Source organism: Actinomadura viridis (assembly GCF_015751755.1).
GTDB classification, from domain to species: Bacteria; Actinomycetota; Actinomycetes; order Streptosporangiales; family Streptosporangiaceae; genus Spirillospora; species Spirillospora viridis.
In genome coordinates this window covers 913,929-932,473 of sequence record NZ_JADOUA010000001.1, presented here as the reverse complement: position 1 = coordinate 932,473, position 18,545 = coordinate 913,929, and the positions used below count along the sequence as shown (strand labels likewise).

18 protein-coding genes are annotated in these 18,545 nt (G+C 72.1%); 6 read left to right on the top strand and 12 right to left on the bottom strand.

Annotated elements, in window-relative coordinates; all coding sequences use genetic code 11:
* Positions 1-78: 78 nt before the first annotated feature.
* Positions 79-1,074 (bottom strand): stage II sporulation protein M, encoded by a 996-nt coding sequence (locus IW256_RS04120; protein WP_197009670.1) that lies wholly within the window; start codon positions 1,072-1,074, stop codon positions 79-81.
* 69 nt (positions 1,075-1,143) lie between these two features.
* Between IW256_RS04120 and IW256_RS04115 the strand changes: the two genes are divergently transcribed.
* Positions 1,144-2,127: an RDD family protein gene (locus IW256_RS04115; RefSeq protein ID WP_197009669.1), complete on the top strand. Its 984-nt coding sequence runs from the start codon at positions 1,144-1,146 to the stop codon at positions 2,125-2,127.
* 43 nt (positions 2,128-2,170) lie between these two features.
* On the opposite strand, the gene IW256_RS04110 is transcribed toward IW256_RS04115, so the two are convergent.
* The 3 genes from IW256_RS04110 to IW256_RS04100 form a co-directional block, all read right to left on the bottom strand.
* Positions 2,171-3,397 (bottom strand): M14 family metallopeptidase, encoded by a 1,227-nt coding sequence (locus IW256_RS04110; protein WP_231403647.1) that lies wholly within the window; start codon positions 3,395-3,397, stop codon positions 2,171-2,173.
* Positions 3,398-3,727: 330 nt separating this feature from the next.
* Positions 3,728-4,021, bottom strand: coding sequence for an ATP-binding protein (locus IW256_RS04105; RefSeq protein WP_197009667.1), 294 nt, complete (start codon positions 4,019-4,021; stop codon positions 3,728-3,730).
* A gap of 43 nt (positions 4,022-4,064) precedes the next feature.
* Positions 4,065-4,553 carry a MarR family winged helix-turn-helix transcriptional regulator gene (locus IW256_RS04100; protein ID WP_197009666.1) on the bottom strand — a complete coding sequence of 163 codons (489 nt, stop codon included), beginning with the start codon at positions 4,551-4,553 and terminating at the stop codon, positions 4,065-4,067.
* Between the two features lie 146 nt (positions 4,554-4,699).
* Here IW256_RS04100 and IW256_RS04095 point away from each other — a divergent pair, with 146 nt between their 5' ends.
* Positions 4,700-5,125: a Rid family hydrolase gene (locus tag IW256_RS04095; protein WP_197009665.1), complete on the top strand. Its 426-nt coding sequence runs from the start codon at positions 4,700-4,702 to the stop codon at positions 5,123-5,125.
* Positions 5,126-5,316: 191 nt separating this feature from the next.
* On the opposite strand, the gene IW256_RS04090 is transcribed toward IW256_RS04095, so the two are convergent.
* A complete protein-coding gene (locus tag IW256_RS04090; RefSeq protein ID WP_197009664.1) occupies positions 5,317-6,195 on the bottom strand; it encodes a LysR family transcriptional regulator in 879 nt (292 codons plus the stop codon).
* Between the two features lie 79 nt (positions 6,196-6,274).
* Here IW256_RS04090 and IW256_RS04085 point away from each other — a divergent pair, with 79 nt between their 5' ends.
* On the top strand, positions 6,275-7,525 hold the full coding sequence (locus tag IW256_RS04085) for an MFS transporter (RefSeq protein ID WP_197009663.1): 1,251 nt from the start codon (positions 6,275-6,277) through the stop codon (positions 7,523-7,525).
* Here IW256_RS04085 and IW256_RS04080 read toward each other — a convergent pair.
* From IW256_RS04080 to ahcY (IW256_RS04070), 3 genes are all read right to left on the bottom strand, one after another.
* Entirely contained in the window at positions 7,494-8,066 is a 573-nt protein-coding gene (locus IW256_RS04080) for a hypothetical protein (protein WP_197009662.1), read from the bottom strand. The two genes, IW256_RS04085 and IW256_RS04080, sit on opposite strands and share 32 nt — an antisense overlap.
* Before the next feature lies 1 nt (position 8,067).
* On the bottom strand, positions 8,068-9,324 hold the full coding sequence (ahcY, locus tag IW256_RS04075; protein WP_197009661.1) for an adenosylhomocysteinase: 1,257 nt from the start codon (positions 9,322-9,324) through the stop codon (positions 8,068-8,070).
* Between the two features lie 473 nt (positions 9,325-9,797).
* Entirely contained in the window at positions 9,798-11,228 is a 1,431-nt protein-coding gene (gene ahcY / locus IW256_RS04070; protein ID WP_197009660.1) for an adenosylhomocysteinase, read from the bottom strand.
* 182 nt (positions 11,229-11,410) lie between these two features.
* Here ahcY (IW256_RS04070) and IW256_RS04065 point away from each other — a divergent pair, with 182 nt between their 5' ends.
* The 3 genes from IW256_RS04065 to IW256_RS04055 all read left to right on the top strand — a co-directional run bounded on the left by IW256_RS04065 (position 11,411) and on the right by IW256_RS04055 (position 13,642).
* A complete protein-coding gene (locus IW256_RS04065) occupies positions 11,411-11,779 on the top strand; it encodes a MerR family DNA-binding transcriptional regulator (RefSeq protein ID WP_197009659.1) in 369 nt (122 codons plus the stop codon).
* A gap of 192 nt (positions 11,780-11,971) precedes the next feature.
* The gene (locus tag IW256_RS04060) at positions 11,972-12,400 is read left to right on the top strand and encodes a hypothetical protein (RefSeq protein ID WP_197009658.1); all 429 of its coding nucleotides are present in this window, start codon (positions 11,972-11,974) and stop codon (positions 12,398-12,400) included.
* Positions 12,401-12,574: 174 nt separating this feature from the next.
* Entirely contained in the window at positions 12,575-13,642 is a 1,068-nt protein-coding gene (locus IW256_RS04055) for a hypothetical protein (protein WP_197009657.1), read from the top strand.
* A gap of 30 nt (positions 13,643-13,672) precedes the next feature.
* On the opposite strand, the gene IW256_RS04050 is transcribed toward IW256_RS04055, so the two are convergent.
* From IW256_RS04050 to IW256_RS04035, 4 genes are all read right to left on the bottom strand, one after another.
* Positions 13,673-14,359 carry a response regulator gene (locus IW256_RS04050; protein ID WP_197009656.1) on the bottom strand — a complete coding sequence of 229 codons (687 nt, stop codon included), beginning with the start codon at positions 14,357-14,359 and terminating at the stop codon, positions 13,673-13,675.
* 42 nt (positions 14,360-14,401) lie between these two features.
* Positions 14,402-16,033, bottom strand: a complete 1,632-nt coding sequence (locus tag IW256_RS42640) for a sensor histidine kinase (protein WP_197009655.1) — start codon at positions 16,031-16,033, stop codon at positions 14,402-14,404.
* A 414-nt stretch (positions 16,034-16,447) separates the two neighbouring features.
* On the bottom strand, positions 16,448-17,395 hold the full coding sequence (locus IW256_RS04040; RefSeq protein ID WP_197009654.1) for a cation diffusion facilitator family transporter: 948 nt from the start codon (positions 17,393-17,395) through the stop codon (positions 16,448-16,450).
* Positions 17,392-18,540, bottom strand: a complete 1,149-nt coding sequence (locus IW256_RS04035) for an SIS domain-containing protein (RefSeq protein ID WP_231403646.1) — start codon at positions 18,538-18,540, stop codon at positions 17,392-17,394. Before IW256_RS04035 ends, IW256_RS04040 begins: the two co-directional genes overlap by 4 nt.
* Positions 18,541-18,545: the final 5 nt, after the last annotated feature.

Genomic DNA, 18,545 nt, shown 5'->3' with positions numbered 1-18,545 from the left:
GCCGTCGACGCGGCCTCAGAAGGATCCCGGGCGTGGAGGCCGTCCCCTACATCGGGCCGGATCCCGCCGCGTGACCGGTCAGGCGGAGGTGGGCGCCAGGTCGGGGCGCAGGTCGCTGTCGCCGGTCTCGCCCTGGCGGACGGCGCGGCGGCCGAGCACGACGATGTAGGCGAGGAAGGCGACCTCGGCGACCACGCCGATGCCGATCCGCAGCCAGGTGGTGTGCACCCACCCGGTCACGAAGCCCTCGATGAGGCCGGAGACCAGCAGGACCCCGACCAGGCCGATGGCGATGCCGACGGCGGCGCGGCCCTCCTCGGCCAGCGCCTGGCCGCGGCGGCGGCGGCCGGGGTCGATGACCGTCCATCCCAGCTTGAGCCCGGCCCCGCAGGCCAGGTAGACGGCGGTGAGTTCGAGCAGGCCGTGCGGCAGGATCAGGCCGAAGAAGATGTCCCCCTTGCCGTGGGCGAACATCAGCCCGGCGATCAGGCCGAGGTTGAGCTGGTTGACCAGCAGGACGTACACGGTGGGGATGCCGAGCAGGATCCCGAAGATCAGGGCGATCGCGGAGACCCAGGCGTTGTTGATCCACACCTGGAACGCGAACGAGGCCGCCGAGTGCTCGGTGTAGTAGTTGGCGAAGTCCTCGTCCACCAGCTTCCGGATCTCGTGCGGGGTCGCGATCGCGGCCTGCACCTCCGGGTTCCGCACCACCCAGACCGCCAGGGCGAAGGCGAGCAGGTTGCCCAGCACCGCGTTCCCGAGCCACCACCAGCGCATCCGGTACGCGGTGGCCGGGAACGACACGGTGGCGAAGCGCGAGACGTCCCGCCACAGCGGCGCCTGCGCCCCGGCGACCGCGGCGCGGCCCCGCGCCACCAGCGACGACAGCCGGCCGACCAGCATCGGGTCGGGTGAACTCGAACGCACCACCGACAGGTGGGTGGCGGTGCGCTGGTAGAGCTCGACCAGTTCGTCGATCTCCGGGCCGGTCAGCTTGCGGCTGGAGTTGATCAGGCCCTCCAGGCGCTGCCATTCGGCGTTGTGCGCGGCCACGTAGGCGTCGACGTCCACCCGGCGAGACTAACGCGTCGGCCGCCGGTACGGGCAAAATGGACCGCGCACCCGATCCTTGGAGGGACCTTGACCCGACTCGTCACCGGCGAGGCCGTCGCGCTCGATCTCCGGGTAGCGCGGCTGGGCAGCCGGGGGTGCGCCCTCCTCCTGGACCTGTTCTTCCAGATGATGATCCTCAACCTGGTGCTCTACGTGGTCGCGATGACCACGCTGATCGCCGACGAGGCGTGGTCGGTCGGGCTGAGCATCCTGGCGGTCGCGGCGGTGCTGGTCGGCTATCCGTGCGCGTTCGAGACGCTGTCGCGCGGCCGTACCCTCGGCAAGCTGGCCGTGGGCCTGCGGGTGGTGGCCGACGACGGCGGCCCGATCCGGTTCCGGCAGGCGCTGGTGCGCGGGCTGGCCGGGATGGTCGAGTTCTTCATGCTGTACGGGGCTCCCGCGCTGCTCACCTCGCTGTTCAACCGGCAGGGCAAGCGGCTGGGCGACGTGTTCGCCGGCACGGTGGTGATCCAGGAGCGGATGCCCCACTCGGCCCTGCACGGGCCGGTGGCGGTGATGCCGCCGCAGCTCGCCGGGTGGGGGCGCACGCTGGAGGTCTCGATGCTCTCGGACGAGCTGGCGATGACCGCGCGGCAGTACCTCTCGCGTTTCTGGGAGCTGCGTCCCGAGATCCGCGACCGGCTGGGCGCGCGGATCGCCGGCCAGGTACGGGCCGTGGTGAGCCCGCCGCCGCCTCCGGGGGTGCGTCCGGAGGTCTACATCTCGGCGGTGCTCGCCGAACGGCGCCGCCGGGAGGAGTGGCGGCTGGCGCAGCGCCACGCGGCGCGGATGCGCCGGCTCGGCCGGACCTGGCCACCGGCGGCGCAGCCGGTCCCCGCCATGGCCGTGGCGGGGGGACCACCGGCCCCGGCGATGGCCCCGGGGCCGCCCGCGCCTCCCCCGTTCAGCGACCCCGGGCCGGGGCAGCCGCGCTTCCTGCCGCCGCCCGACTACGGCGCCGGGCCGTACCAGGGCGTGATCCCGCCCGGCCCGTGGAGGCACGGCCCCTGACATGTCTCGGCCCCGCCGGAGACCGGCGGGGCCGAGAAGACGATCAGGCCGCGCAGTACTGGCCCTGCTTGCCGATCGCGCGGTACGGGCAGTCGGCGTACTCGGTCAGGCGCAGCAGCGCCTCACGGCTGCGCTGCACCTCGCCGTCGATGGCCGAGGGCGGCGGGTAGAAGCTGCCGCCGCCCAGCTCGAAGGTGAGCGAGAAGATGCGGTACTGGCCCCACGTCCAGTCGATGGTGGTGCCGTCGGTGATGTAGAGGTCGCTGGACTGCTCGGGGGTGAAGCCGTTGGTCCCCGCCAGCTCCCGCCCGATGGCGCGGTGGGTGGCCTGCTCGTCCGCCGACATCGCCCCAGCGACGGTGTCGCTGTAGGTGTAGCCGAACGGCCACAGCACCAGCTCCGCCACGGAGTGGATGTCGAGGAACATCTTGAGCTGCTGCTCACCGCCCACGACGCGGCTCCGCACGAAGTTCGCGAGCACCTTGGTCTCCGGGGCCGACTCGGCCGCGGTGCCCCGGTAGGTCTCGCTGGCCCCGTTGCCCGACGAGCCGCCGCAGCAGCCCCACCGGTAGGCGAAGTTGCGGTTCAGGTCGGTGCCCGTGGACGTCCCGTTCGGCTGGCGGTTCTTGCGCCACATCCGTCCGGACGAGGTGTCGCTGGTCATGTCGTAGACCTGGCCGTCGGGGTTGACCATCGGCATGATCCAGATCTCCCGGCCGTTCACCAGCTGGGTGATCCGGCTGTCGGAGCCGTACCCCTGGGTGAGCCGGGCGATGTGGTCGAGCGCCTGCTCGGCGGTGAGCCGCTCGCGGGCGTGGATGTTGGCGATGATGAGGACCTCGGGCTCGTCCTCGTCCGTGGCGACGTTGTCACTGATCTTGAGGCCGGCGATGTCGCGGCCCTGGTACGACTTGCCCGCGACGAACTTCCGCGCGATCTGCGGGTACCTGGCGGCGACGGTGTCGATCTCCGCCATCGCCTCGGCGAAGGTGTGGTACGAGGTCGCCGCGGCCGTGGGCCCCTGCACAGGGGCCTTGGCGGCGCGGACCGTGAAGCCCAGTTTCCTGATGGCCGCGACTTCGGACGGGATCGCGCTGACGTCCAGTTCGGAGGACCGCACGGCGTCGATCGCCGCGCCCGTGCGGGCGATCTGGCTACGTTCCTCGGCCGTCCGGGGACCGGTGACCACGTACTGCCGGGCCTGCCCCTCGGGCTCGGGAACGGCCTCCGCCGTCCCGGGCATGACCGTCAGCATGAGCGTGGCGAGCATCGCGAGGAGAACGCGCGGACGCGTTCCACTGAAAAGGTGCATGAAAGGGTGACCTGCCGTTCGGATCGGCGCGACCGGGCGCGCGGCGGGATTCCTCGGGACGGTCACGAGCGCTCGCGTTGCCCGTTACGATGACCGCCGCCCGATCATTTGACAATGGCCGCCGATCTCCTCCGCCCCACCACGCCGGACGATCACGAAACCCGCACTCGACCAGGTCAGCCCCCACTTCAAGATCGCCTTCCACGCGCCTTTCAGTCTCGATCAGGCGGAATGTGAAATTTCAGCCCCGAGACCGACTCCGGCGAACGAACCCAGGCGACCGACGCACTACCCGTCCAGCCGCGCCCAGACCACCTTCCCGCCCCCGCGAAGCGCCCGGACGCCCCACGCCCGAACGAGCAGCACCAGCATGAGCAGCCCCCGCCCGGACTCCGCCCTGGCACTCTCCGGCCGTACGACGGGCAGGCCGCCCGACTCGTCCTGCACCTCGATGACGACCCACCCGTCCCCCGCGAGGATCCGCGCGACGATGATCTCGCTGTCGGTGTGCCGGTAGGCGTCGCCGACCAATTCCGCCTGGCCCCGCTCGCGATCGTCGTTGGCCGTTCGGTTGTTGGTCAAGGTCCAAGAAGTCGCCGCCCTCACCGTGCGCGTGGGGCGGCTGTCAATCGAGGTCGTCGGGGACGATGCGGAGTTTTTGTGCGATGCGGGCGAGGGCCTTCTGGTCGGTCGTGTTGAGCACGTCGAGGACCATGCGGCGTACGGCGCGCAAATGTGTGGGCGCTGCCAGGTGCACGACGTCGAAGCCGGCGTGGGTGAGTTCGGCGAGGGTGTAACGGCCGTCGGCCGGGTCGGGTGTGCGTACGACCCAGCCGCGCTGTTCACAGCGTTTGATGACGTTGGACAGGCGGGAGAGTGACCCGCTGGCGAGGAAGGCGAGTTCTCCCATTCGCAGCTTGCGCTTCGGGGCCTCGGAGAGGTGGCTGAGCACGAGGTACTCGAACAGGGTGATGCCGTGTTCCTGCCGCAGCGGCGACTCCAGTTTGCCCGGCAGCAGCAGCACAAGGGAGATCAGCCCCGTCCACGCCGCCTTCTCCTGCTCGTCGAGCCATCGCACCTCCTCATCGTCCTGGCGTTCGCCTGTGCTGCTCATGGGCCCTTCCGTGCTGCTCATGGATCTCCCAGTCCTCCGACGATGGCCACCATCACTTTACGCTTGAAGTCATTATGCGTAGTATCACTTCATGCGTGAACTCACGCAAGGGGAAGCACACCCCTATGGACAGGAGAGAAGGCATCATGAGCACCGTCACCTTCGGCATCACTCCGGGCTACGGCGAGAAGCTGCACGAGGCCCACGGCTACAGCGGGGCCGTCCGCGTCGGCGACCGGGTCGAGATCTCCGGCCAGGCCGGGGTGGACGACGACCTGGTCATTCCCGACTCGCTGGAAGACGAGATCATCCAGGCTTTCGACAACGTGGAGCGCACGCTCGCCACGGTCGGCGCGACGTGGAAGGACGTCATCCACGTCAACTCCTACCACAAGGTCGCACCAGGAGATGACGCCATCGGCGACGACCACAACAGGGTCATGACCGAGCAGTTCCGACGTCGCCTCGACGGCCGCGCGCCGATCTGGACCGAGACCGGCGTCACGGTCCTCGGCCTGGCCACCATGCGCGTGGAGATCCGCGTCACCGCCATCGTCGGCTCCGGGAACTGAACCATCACCTCCGGTGACCGAACCGAAGTCACCAAGGACTGAACCGCACCTCTTCGCGGCAGGCGGTCACCCGCCCACACCCATCGGCTGGGTCCCCTGTACGCCGCGGCGGCCGGCGACCTCGCTCGGCACGTTGCAGAGCGGGAGCCGCTGGTCGCCGTAACGGCACGCACGCCTCCTTCTCCCATGGGTCACGTGCCGTCCGGGATCTCCAGGGCGGCGAGGAAGGCGGCGGCGGGCGGGGACGGGTGGAAGCGGCTCCAGACCAGGTACTCGATGCGGGCGGGGGCATCACGGATCGGCAGGACCCTCAGGCCGGGCACCTCGGGTACGAACGCGGCGGGCAGCATGCCGGCGCCGAGGCCCTGCCGGACCAGCCGGATCATGAGGTCGGCCTCGCTCACCTCGAACGCGACCTCGCGCACGAGCCCGGCCGCCGCGAACGCCTCGTCCGACTGGGCCCGTCCCCCGCTGCCCTCGGGGAAGTCGACGAAGGTCTCCCGTGACAGCCGTTCCAGGTCCACATCGTCCTCGCCCGCCAGAGGGTGAGCCGGCTCGACCACGGCCACCAGTTCGCCCCGCGCCAGCTCGTGGGTGCGCACGCCATTGGGCCGGGTGCTGGTCGGCAGGCCGAGGAACGCGACGTCCAGCGTGCCCTGGCGGACCCGTTCGGCCAGTTCCCCGCTGCCGCCGGAACGCAGGCTGATCCGTACCCGCGGGTGGGCGCGGTGGAAGCCGTCCAGGGCACGGGGGAGATCGACCGCCGCGACGGTGGGGATGGCGCCGATGGCCAGCCGGCCGCGGATCTCGCCGGTGGCGGCGGCCACCTCGGCGCGGGCCCGTTCGGCGGCCTCCAGGGCCTGGCGGGCTGCGGGCAGGAACGCCTCGCCCGCGGGCGTCAGCCGGACGCGGCGGCTGGTGCGGTCGAACAGCCGGGCGCCGAGCTCGCGTTCCAGCCGGGCGATCTGGTGGCTGAGCGCGGACTGGACCACCAGGCACCGTTCGGCGCCGCGGGTGAACGAACCGGTCTCGGCGACGGCGAGGACGTAACGCATCTGCTGGAGCTCCACGGATCAATCGTGAATCACGATCGATGTCATGACAAACATGTGTTGGACTCATTGATCGCGCCTCGGCAGGCTCGGAGCCATGACGAACGCGCTGAGAGCCTCCCACCCGGCGAAGGGGTCCTCCCAGGAGGGCGGGCGGCTGCGGCGCGGGCCGCTGCTGCTCATGTCGGTGGCGACCGGCCTGTCGGTCGCGGGCAACTACTTCGCCCAGCCGCTGCTCGACGTGATCGGCCGGGAGCTGCGGCTGAGCACCACGATGGCCGCCCTCATCGTGACGGCCGCCCAGGCGGGCTACGCGCTGGGACTGATGACCCTCGTCCCGCTGGGCGACCTGGTGGAACGCCGCCGCCTGGCGGTCGCGCTGCTCGGCGCGACCTCGGTGTTCCTGCTGGTGTCGGCGGTGGCGCCCAGCGGTCCGGTGCTGCTGGCGGGGACCCTGCTCACCGCGCTGACCTCCGTGGCGGCGCAGGTCGTGGTGCCGTTCGCCGTCACGCTCGCCGCCCCCGAGGAGCGCGGCCGGGTGGTCGGGACGGTGATGACCGGGCTGCTGCTGGGCGGCCTGCTCGCCCGTACGGCGTCGGGCGCGCTGTCGGAACCGGCGGGCTGGCGGACGATCTACTGGGTCAACGCGATCCTGGTGGCGGTCGTGGCGGTGCTGCTGTGGCGCTTCCTGCCCCGCCTGCACACCCCCGCCGGGCTCTCCTATCCGGCGTTGCTGCGTTCGACCGCCGCCCTGTTCCGGGACGAGCCGGTGCTGCGCCTGCGGGCGGGCATCGGCGCGCTGTCCCTGGCGTCGTTCAACGTGCTCTGGACGGCCGTGACCTTCCTGCTGGCCGGGCCTCACTACGGGTGGTCGGAGGCGCAGATCGGGCTGTTCGGCCTGGTGGGCGTCGCGGGCACGCTGTCGACGCCGGTCGCGGGCCGGCTGGCCGACCGCGGGTTGGTGGGATGGGTCGGCGGGGTCGGCACCGCCCTGCTCGCGCTCTCCTGGGCGGCGACCGGGATGGGCGGGGGCGGTTCCCTCGCCTGGCTGCTCGGCGGCGTGCTGGTGCTGAACGCCGCCCAGCAAGCAGTCCTGAACGCCAACCAGAACGTCCTCTACGCCCTGCGCCCCGAGATCCGCAACCGGCTGAACTCGGCGTTCATGACCGCCTTCTTCGCCGGCGGCGCGGCGGGGTCGGCCCTCACCTCCGTCGTCTGGGTGCACGGCGGCTGGACCGGCGTGAGCGTCCTGGGCGGGACATTGGCCGCCGGAAGCTTCGCGCTCTGGGCCCTGGACCGGGCCCGGGGAGGCGACCTCAAAGGTTCGGCGGGGACTCCAGGTCGGTGAGCTCGATGCCGGGGGCGTCCAGGACCACGTCCCCGGCCAGGTGGAACGCGTACCCCTCGGCGGTCGCCGGGTCGGCCACCTCGTACCGCGCCACGGGCAGGGGCTCGGTCTCGGTCTCGTACGCGGTCATCTCGGCGAGGCGCCAGCGGCGGCCGACGGTGAGCGTGGACAGGGCCGTCCCGGTGACCTGGACGAGGCTGATGTCGGCGTGTTCGCCGACGGCCAGCCCCAGCGAACGCGACACCGCCACCAGGAACGCGGGCGACTCCCCCAGGAAGCCGAGGGCGCGGGCGCCGTGCTCGCTCGCCTCCGCACCGCCGCCCCGCACCCAGGCGATCTCGGGGCCGGTGAGGCCGCCGCGGATCCACCGGTCCGCGGTGAGGAACTCCACGCGGATCTGCCGCCAGCGGGAGTCCACGACCAGGTCCGTACGCAGGCCGTCGGAACGTTCCCCGACATAGCGCCAGCCGCCGGCGCCGGGCGCGCACTGGAAGCGTTCCTCAAGCCCTTCACCGACGTGGAGGTAGGTGCCGCGGGGCATGTCAGGAACCGAGCCGCCAGGAGTGCAGGTAGTCCTCCTGGTCGGCGGTGAGGCTGTCGATGGAGATCGACATGGACGCCAGCTTGAGCCGCGCCACCTCGGTGTCGATCTCCTTGGGCACCTCGTGCACGGCCGGTTCGAGGCTCTCGTGGGCGGTGGCCAGCCAGGCGCAGGTCAGGGCCTGGTCGGCGAACGACATGTCCATCACGGCGGCCGGGTGCCCCTCCGCGGCGGCCAGGTTGACCAGGCGCCCCTCGGCCAGCAGGACCAGCCGCCGCCCGTCGGCCAGCACGTACTCGTCGGCCTGGGGACGGACGCCGCGGTGCACCTCGACGGCCAGGTCGGCCAGCGCCCGCACGTCGATCTCGATGTCGAAGTGCCCGGAGTTGGCGAGGATCGCGCCGTCCTTCATCACCCGCAGGTGCTCGGCCGCGATCACGTCGCGATTGCCGGTCACGGTGATGAACACGTCGCCGTCCGGCGCGGCCTCGGCCATCTGCTGGACGGCGAACCCCTGGAGCGCGGCGTCGAGGGCCTTCACCGGGTCGATCTCGGTGACCACCACCCGGGCGCCCAGCCCCCGGGCGCGCTCGGCCAGGCCCCGGCCGCAGTAGCCGAAGCCCGCGATGACGATGGTCTTGCCGGCGAGCAGGGTGTTGGTGGCGCGGACGATGCCGTCCAGCGTGGACTGCCCCGTCCCGTACCGGTTGTCGAACATGTGCTTGGTGTCGGTGTCGTTCACCGCCACCACCGGGAACCGCAGGACGCCCTCGCGGGCCATCTGGTGCAGGCGGATCACGCCGGTCGTGGTCTCCTCGCACCCGGCCTTGACGGTGCCGAGCAGGTCGGTCCGCTCGCTGTGGAGGGTGTTGACCAGATCGCAGCCGTCGTCCAGGACCAGGTCGGGGCCGGTCTCCAGGGCCTGGTGGATGTGCCGGTAGTAGCCCTCCCGGTCGGTGCCGGAACGGGCGAACACCTCGGCCCCGTACTCCTGGACGAGCGCCGCGGCCGTGTCGTCCTGCGTGGAGAGCGGGTTGGACGCGGCCAGCGCCACGCTCGCCCCACCCGCCTGCAGGGTGCGGATGAGGTTGGCGGTCTCGGTGGTGACGTGCATGCAGGCGGCGACCCGCAGGCCGTCCAGGGGCCGTTCCAGCGCGAAGCGTTCCCGGATCTGCCGGAGCACCGGCATGGTCCGGTCGGCCCACTCGATGCGCTTGACGCCCTCGTAGGCGAGAGAGACGTCCGCGATGTCGCTCATAAGCTCCCTTGCGAGTACTGCCGGACAAGCACGACCATGCCCGTCCGGCAGTACTCCACCACATCAGCCGCCCTGCGCAGCCACCGAAACCTCACGACGGCGACGACGACCGGCCCGTCCTGCTCAGCCACCCAGCGACCTCAACCGCCGCGATCGCGTGCGAAGCCGGTTTCGAGCCTGCGAGAAACCGATCGCGCAGCGAGCCCCCAGGGCGAGTCGAAGCGATGCAAGCGATCGCACCGTCGCCTGAAGAAGGAGGGCGCCCAACGCCCGACGCCGCAAGGCGACCAAGCGTCCTGCTCAGCCACCCAGCGACCTCAACCGCCGCGATCGCGTGCGAAGCCGGTTTCGAGCCTGCGAGAAACCGATCGCGCAGCGAGCCCCCAGGGCGAGTCGAAGCGATGCAAGCGATCGCACCGTCGCCTGAAGAAGGAGGGCGTCCAACGCCCGACGCCGCAGGGCGACCAAAAAAACTAGTACCGGTAGTGGTCGGGCTTGTAGGGGCCTTCGACGTGCACGCCGATGTAGGCGGCCTGCTCCTTGGTCAGCTCGGTGAGCTTGACGCCGAGCGCGTCCAGGTGCAGGCGGGCCACCTTCTCGTCCAGGTGCTTGGGCAGCACGTACACGCCGACCGGGTACTCCTCGGTCTTGGTGAACAGCTCGATCTGCGCGATCACCTGGTTGGTGAAGGAGTTGGACATCACGAACGAGGGGTGGCCGGTGGCGCAGCCCAGGTTCATCAGGCGGCCCTCGGCGAGCACGAGGATGGTGTGCCCGTCCGGGAAGCGCCACTCGGCGACCTGCGGCTTGATCTCGGTCTTGACGATCCCGGGGACCTTGGCCAGGCCGGCCATGTCGATCTCGTTGTCGAAGTGCCCGATGTTGGACACGATCGCCTGGTGCTTCATCGCCGCCATGTGGTCGGCGGTGATGATGTTGAAGTTGCCGGTGGTGGTGACGAAGATGTCGGCGATCCCGACGACGTCCTCCAGGGTGGTGACCTGGAAGCCGTCCATGGCCGCCTGGAGCGCGCAGATCGGGTCGATCTCGGTCACGATGACCCGGGCGCCCTGGCCGCGCAGCGCGTCGGCGCAGCCCTTGCCCACGTCGCCGTAGCCGCACACCACGGCGACCTTGCCGCCGATGAGCACGTCGGTGGCCCGGTTGAGGCCGTCGATGACGCTGTGCCGGCAGCCGTACTTGTTGTCGAACTTGGACTTGGTCACCGAGTCGTTGACGTTGATCGCGGGGAACGCCAGCGTGCCGGCCTTGGCCATCTCGTAGAGACGGTGGACGCCGGTGGTGGTCTCCTCGGTCACGCCCATGATCCCGGCGGCGGTCTCGGTCCAGCGGCCCGGACGCTCGGCGATGGTCCGCCGGAGCGTGTCCAGGATGATCCCCCACTCCTCGGGGTCGTCGGCGGTGGCGGCGGGGACGGCCCCGGCCTTCTCGTACTCGGCGCCCTTGTGCACCAGCAGGGTCGCGTCGCCGCCGTCATCGAGGATCATGTTGGGGCCGGAGCCGTCCGGCCATGCCAGGGCCTGGTCGGTGCACCACCAGTACTCCTCCAGCGTCTCGCCCTTCCAGGCGAACACCGGGACGCCCTTGGGGTCCTCGGGCGTGCCGTCCTGGCCCACCACGACGGCCGCGGCGGCGTGGTCCTGAGTGGAGAAGATGTTGCACGAGACCCAGCGCACGTCGGCGCCCAGTTCCACGAGGGTCTCGATCAGCACCGCGGTCTGGATCGTCATGTGCAGCGAGCCCATGATCTTCGCCCCGCGGAGCGGCTTGGCCTCGGCGTACTCGGCGCGCGTCGCCATGAGGCCGGGCATCTCGTGCTCGGCGAGCCGGATCTCCCGGCGCCCGAACTCGGCCAGGGACAGGTCCGCGACCTTGTAATCCATGCTTGTGTGACTCCTCGTGTCCACTGGGTGTCGGCGCCCCCGCGGAGACGGCCCGGCAGAGGCGGCCCGGCACGGCCGTCGGCGAGCGCGTGGGGCCGGGTCTCTGGTGAGTCTAGGGCCGCTCCGGGCCGGAAAGCACGGCCGGCCCTGCGTTCCTGACACGAATTTGTCAGAATCGGTCCATGCGCATCACGGAGGCCGCCCGCCGGCTCGGCACCTCGCCCCGCATGCTCCGCTACCGCGAGAGCCTCGGCCTGCTCCCCGCCACCAGGGAGGCCGCGCCGAGGTCGCGGAGCACGGCGGCCGGGGGGCACCGGCGCTTCGGCGACGCCGAGCTGCGCGCCGTGGCCCTGGCCCTGGCGCTGGAGAAACGTTACGACGTCGGGCCGTCCGAGCTGGCCTTCGCCCTGCGCGTCCTGGCCGAGCCCGACGTCCAGGCCCGGGTGCGGGAGCTGGGCGAACGGATCGGCCGGCTTTCCGCGCCGCCCGCACGCGCCCTCGACTTCGAGAAGGAGAAGGCCCTCCGCCTCCTCCAGCGCCGCCGCCCCTGAGCTCTGTCTCAGAGTCCCGGCCCACGGCGCGCCGGTGCGAACGCGGCGCGAACGCGGCATCGCTGCGCGATCCGCGGCGCTCGCGCGGTGGCCGAGTCGGCGGGCCGGTCTCCGGGTCATGCCTCCTCGTATAATCCGGTGCTGCATGTCCGGAATGGAATGGATGTGCCCATCCTGGACGAGCGAGGTTGTATGCCGACGCATGAGTGGACGCTTGCCGACGACCGCTACGGCAGGGGCGGTCCGCGCAAACCCAGGAAGACGCTCATCATCGCCCTGGTCCTCTCGGGCGCCGTCGCCTTGCTCGTCGTGCTGCGCCTGCTCGTGCCCGGACTGTTCGGAGAGGGCGTGCCCCAGCTCGGTCACAAGACCTACACGGCCCGGGCCGATTGCCAGATGAGCACCTCGGGGAACTCCGGGACGGTCACGATCAACGGCACCATCAGCGGTGACTCGTCCCGCTTCACGGTGACCGTGGAGGTGCTCGACGCCGCGACCAAGCAGCGGCTCGCGGAGCAGACGTTCGAGGTCCGCGACACCACGACGTTCGGCGGCACCACCGCGGTTCAGGCGTCGGCCGGTCCGGACGGCATCGAGTGCCGGATCGCCAAGGTCGTCTGAGGATCCGGCCTTCTTCCAGACAGGCCCTCCACGGCTCCTGATCATTTCGTTACCGGATCCACTGGCCAGGTGCGGCCAAAACTGCGGCGCAACCGAGGTCCCGCCCGGCCCGTCTTGATCATGACCATGGTGTGACGACCGGAAGGCGGGCCGATGAGGCTACGGGGAACAGCGTTGATCACGGCGGTGGCGAGCGTCGCGCTCGCCGGGACGGCGGTGGCGGCGCCGCGGACGGCGGAGCAGGGGTGGAGCGTCGCCGCGCTCACCCGGCTCCCGGGGAACGAGACCCTGAGCGACCTGGCGGTCACCGGGCGGACGAGCGCCTGGGCCGTGGGCGGGTCCTGGCAGGGCGCCGAGGACTCCGCGCTGGTGTACCGGTGGAACGGCGGCACCTGGAACCGGGTCGCGCTCCCCGCCCAGGTCGACGAGGAACTGAGCGAGGTGGACGCCTCCTCCGACAACGACGTGTGGGCGTTCGGCCGCCGCGGATCGGCCGACCCGGCCCTCAAGGCGTTCCGCTGGAACGGCACGGCCTGGCAGGCGTCGGTCGTCGAGCAGGGCGACGTCACGCTCTACGACGCCGACGTGGTGTCGCCGTCGGACGTCTGGCTGGCGGCCTCCGGATCGTCCGGCGCGCAGCCGCTGCGGCACTGGAACGGGCGGACGTGGACCGCCGTGTCCGCGCCGGGCCGGGTGTACTCGCTGCACGTCACCTCCGCCAAGAACGGCTGGGCCGTCGGCGTCGACGACGAGGGCCGCCCGCAGGCGCTGCGGTGGAACGGGACGGCCTGGCGGCCCACCACGTTGCCGCGGCTGCCGATCCCGGAGGGCGGGAACGCCACCCTCGACAGCGTGCTGGCCCTGTCCCCGTCGAACGTGTGGGCCGTCGGCGCCACCAGCCGCCTGGTGGGGGACGACGAGGAGTTCACCCCGATCGTCCTGCACTGGAACGGGACGGCGTGGCGTACGGTCACGACCCCGGCGTACGCGTTCGGCCTGTCGAACCTCGCCGCGGACGGCTCCGGCGGGCTGTGGATGCAGGGCGGCGTCGACACGCTGGTGCGCTACAGCGGCGGGACGTGGAGCACCGCCCCGCGTCCGGTCGTCCCGCAGTCGGACGGCGTCTTCGGCCCCATGGCCAACGTGCCCGGCACCGGCGGCATGCTGGGCGTCGGCTGGACGCGCCCGTGGGGAGCGCCCGAGGACGACGCCTCCGACGGCGCCTTCTACGCGGCGGGCTGACCGCGCGAGTGGGACGGGGGCCGCCGCGGCTCAGGCGGGCGGGCGGCGGCCCTCGTTCTCTCCGGGGACCACGACGCCGTACTCGTAGGCGAGCATGACGGCCTGGGCCCGGTCGCGCAGCCCCAGCTTGGTGAAGACCCGCGCCACGTGGGTCTTCACCGTGTGCTCGCTGACCACCAGCCGCTGGGCGATCTCGCCGTTGGACAGGCCGCCGGCGATGAGCACCAGGACCTCGGTCTCGCGGGCGGTCAGGGTGGACAGCTCGGACGGGGCCTGGGGCCGGTTGCGGCGCTGCTTGGTGAACTCGCGGATGAGCCGCCCGGTGACCTGCGGCGCCAGCAGCGAGTCGCCGCGGGCGACGACCCGGACGGCCGAGACCAGATCCTCCGCGGTGGCGTCCTTGAGCAGGAAGCCGCTGGCGCCCACGGCGAGGGCCTCGTAGACGTACTCGTCCACGTCGAAGGTGGTCAGGACCAGGACGCGGACGCCGCCCGCCCACGGCTGCGCCAGGATGCGGCGGGTGGCCTCGATGCCGTCCATGCCGGGCATCCGGATGTCCATCACGATCACGTCGGGCCGCTCGGCCTCGGCCAGCCGCACCGCCTCCCGGCCGTCGCCCGCCTCACCGGCCACGGAGATGTCGGGCTGGGCGTCCAGCAGCGCGGCGAACCCGGCCCGCACGATCGTCTGGTCGTCGACGATCAGCACCCTGATCACGACGCGCCTCCCGGGCGATCGCCGGACCGCCGTCCGGGACGGTCAGGGACGGCCGGGCGATGCCTGGGAACGGGGGTCACGGGTGGGGCTCTCCTCCCTCGACAACGGAAGATCGGCCTCCACCACGAACCCGCCCTCGGCGGCCGGGCCGGCGGAGAACCGTCCGCCCAGCATGGTCGCACGTTCCCGCATCCCCACGAGGCCGTGCCCGCCGCCCGCCGCGCCCCCGGGCGGGGTTTCCACGCGGGTACGCCCGTCCTGGCCGGTTCCGGCGCCCGCGGGGTCCAGCACCGCCGTACGCGCCGGCGTGCCGTCCCGGTTCAGGACCATGGTGGGCGCGGAGGCGCCGTCGTCGCGGACCCGTACCGCCAGCCGGTCCGGCAGGTAGGTGAGCTCGACCCGGACCCCGGCGCCGGGCGCGTGCCGCCGCGCGTTGGTGAGCGCCTCCTGCACGATCCGGTACGCCGACAGCTCGACCGTGGTGGACAGGTCGCGGGGATCGCCCCGCACGCTGAGGTCGACGTGCCCGCCCGCGCCCCGGTGCTGCTCGACCAGGTCGGGCAGCCGGTCGAGCCGGGGCTGGGGCGCCGACTCGTGCTCCGGCTTGGCGTCGGCCCGCAGCACGCTCAGCAGGCGGCGCATCTCCACCAGCGCCTCCCGGGCGGTCTTGGCGATCTCGGTGTAGCCGTCGCGCGCCTCCGGCGAGAGGTTCCGCATGGTGTACGGGGCGGTCTCCGCCTGCACCGCGATCATCGAGACGGAGTGCGCGACCACGTCGTGCAGTTCGCGGGCGATCCGGGCGCGCTCGCGCATGACGGCCTGCTCGCGCTGGACGGCGGTGAGCCGGGTGAGGGTCTCGCTGGTGCGCTCGTCGGCCTCCGCCTGGGTGCGCCCCGCCGTCTCCACCACCCGGCGCGCGTCGCCCAGGCCGATCGCCGCCAGCACCGCGACGACCGCGGCCGGCCACGGGATGTCGTCCAGGGTGCCGGTGGCCAGGTAGACCACGGCGACGACCACCACGCCGCCGACCGCGAGCGCGCCGGCGGACTGCCGGGGCAGCTGCCGGGCCAGCGAGTACAGCGTCCAGAGCGCGGCGAAGGCGGTGGTCACCAGGAGGATCTGGCCGGTCAGCAGGCTGGCCGCGTACGCGCCGAGGACGATGGCGGCGACCGGCCGCAGGTACTCCCTCCGCCACACCAGCGGGAGCGTGGCCGCCACGGCGAACCCGCCGGCCACGCTCACCGGGGCGGACACCCGGGGCGCCAGCTCGGCCAGCGCGGCGATGGTCAGCGCGAGGCCGGTGAGCGGCGCGAAGTACCAGGACTCGGTGAACTCGGCCCAGGCGTTGATCCAGCGCGGCAGCGGCGCGGTCGCCGTGGCGGGGGCCACCCTGGTCCGGCCGTCGCCGCCCGGCCCCGGGCCCGGGGGCTGGGCCCCCCGGCGCCCGTACAGCTTGGCGGCGATCCGCACGCCGAGCGGCTTGAGCAGCCGGCCGGCGCCGGTGAGGATCCACAGCAGGAGCTGGCCGAGCCCCGCCACGATCCGGCCGGACAGCCGCCACGCGTGGTGGGCGACCGCCGGCCCGAACCCGGTCGGCGGCGCCGCCCGGTCACGGGGCGGTGCGCCCGCCGGGCCGTGGGGCGCTGCGTTCTGGGAATGGTCGTCGCGGGTCACCACTCCATACTGACCGCTGCGGACGCCTTGTCACCTCACCGTCCGGTGTTATGCGTCCGCGCCGAATCCCCCTGGAGGACGACATCCTTTCCCTCCTCTGGGGGGACGTGCGGGAGGGCACGCGGCCCGTAGTGTTCTCATCGTGACCGACCCGGTGGCACCGCCGACTTAGGGGGTTCGGCGGAGCCACCGCGGTCACGCCAGAACCGCCCGGCTTCAGGGGTCCGGGCGGGGAGCATGGGAAGGCGCCCTCGCCGGCCGACCGTGCGGCGTGCCTCACGGAGGCACGACCGGTCAAGCCTGGGCTGGGGTCGATCGGTCCGGCGGCCGGTCGGCGAGGGAAGCGCCTCCCTGGACGAGAGCACCTGAGGACGCAGCGCCCTCAGGACACTGCGCCCTCAGGACGCAGCGCCCTCAGGACGAGGTGGCCGTCTGCTCCGTGCTCTTCAGGTCGGCGTGGTCGATCGCGGGCTCCAGGTAGATCAGGCGGGCCTCCGGGAACTGCGCCCTGATCTTGGCCTCGGCCGCGTCGATCCCGCGCGCCACCTCCGCCGCCGTGTCGTCGTGGTCGACCGCGATCTTGGCGGCGATCAGCATCTCCTCCGGCCCGACGTACTGGGTCCGGATGTGGATCACGCGGGCGACCTCGTCGACCGACTCCAGCGCCGCCACGATCCGTCCCTCGACCTCGGGGTCGGCGCCCTCGCCGATCAGCAGGCTCTTGGTCTCGAGCGCCAGGATGATCGCGATCAGGGCGAGCAGCACGCCGATGGCGACCGTGCCGACGCCGTCCCAGACGCCGTCGCCGGTGACCACGGCCATCGTGACGCCCAGCAGCGCCAGGATCAGGCCGACCAGCGCGCCGAGGTCCTCCAGCAGCACCACGGGCAGCTCGGGCGCCTTGGAACGCCGGATGAACTGCACCCAGGACTTGTCGCCGCGGACGCGGTTGGACTCCACGATCGCGGTACGGAACGAGAAGATCTCCATGACGATCGCCGCGCTCAGCACCCCGAACGCCCAGGCGGGCGACTCGACCTTGTGCGGGTCGGAGATCTTGTGGATGCCCTCGTACAGCGAGAACGCGGCGCCGACCGTGAACAGCACGACCGCGACGACGAAGGCGTAGAAGTAGCGTTCACGGCCGTAGCCGAAGGGGTGCTGCGGCGTGCGCCTCCGCTCGGAGCGCTTGCGGCCGATCAGCAGCAGACCCTGATTACCCGAGTCGGCCACGGAGTGGATCGACTCTGCCAGCATGGACGACGACCCCGTGAACACGAACGCGACGAACTTCGACACCGCGATCCCGAGGTTGGCGGCCAGCGCGGCGACGATCGCCTTGGTTCCGCCCTCAGCACTCATGTACCAGCAACCCTTGTCTTCAGCTCGTGAATGGCCGACACCGGTGTCGGGTCGACCCCCAGCGCGATAGCCAAGTAAACCGTGATGTAGTCCGCGAGGGCGATCATTGTCGCGATTCTCTCCAGCGGGTGGTCGCCCTCGGCGGGGATCTCGGTGACGGCCACCCCCCGCTCGCGGGCCAGGCCGACCGCGACCTCGCGGCGCACGCCGACCCGCGGATCCTCCTCGCGGTCGCGCATGACGACCAGGTGGAGGCCGTGTTCGGCCTCCTCCTCCCGGTCCCGGAAGAAGTCGTCGGCGCCGGCCACCGGGCCGCCCGAGGCGAAGAACCCGTCGAACGCCACCACCTGGTTGTGCCCGGCCTCGGGCAGCTCGCCGTGGACGCCCGGGTACTTGGCGTTCTCGTTGAGCTGGCAGCAGAACCGGTACGCCGCCGTGCCCGCGAGCGGCGAGGTGCCCCACACCAGCGGCACGTCGCCCATGAGTTCGAGCGCGATCCGCTTGGCCGGGTTGACGAACGGCTCGCTGGCCGGGCGGCACTGGTGCGCGACATCCTCCAGCCGTGCGGCGGCCGACTCCAGGACGGCGTCCGGAACGTCGGCCAGCCCGAGCGTGCGCGCCGCCATCAGCAGCGGCACGGTCAGCCCCCACAGCGTGGACCGGGGCTGGCCCACCGAGCGGACCGGCACGAACAGAGCGCGGGTCTGCTCCGCCAGCCGGGCCAGTGGCGACCCGGACCCGCCCACGAACAGCAACCGGCACCCGCGCCGGGCCGCCTCCGCCGCGACCGCCAGGGTCTCCTCGGTGCCGCCGGAGCAGGACACGGCCATCACCAGGTCGGACGCGCCCACCCAGCCCGGCAGCCGGTGGCCCCGCACGGTCACGATCGGCACCGGGCAGCCGAGCCCGCAGACGGCGGCGAGCACGTCGCCGGAGATGCCCGAGCCGCCCATGCCGCTGACCACGATCGCCCGCGGGCGGCCGTCCTCGGCCAGCGTCCGCACGCCCGCCTCCGCGGCCAGCCGCGCGGCCTCCCGGATCTGCGCCGCCGAGGAGGCCACCTGGCGCAGCATCCCGCCCGGGTCGGCGGCCTCGATCGCTCCGGGATCGTCCAGCCGCCCGGCGTCCACGCCCTGGCTCACCATGCCGT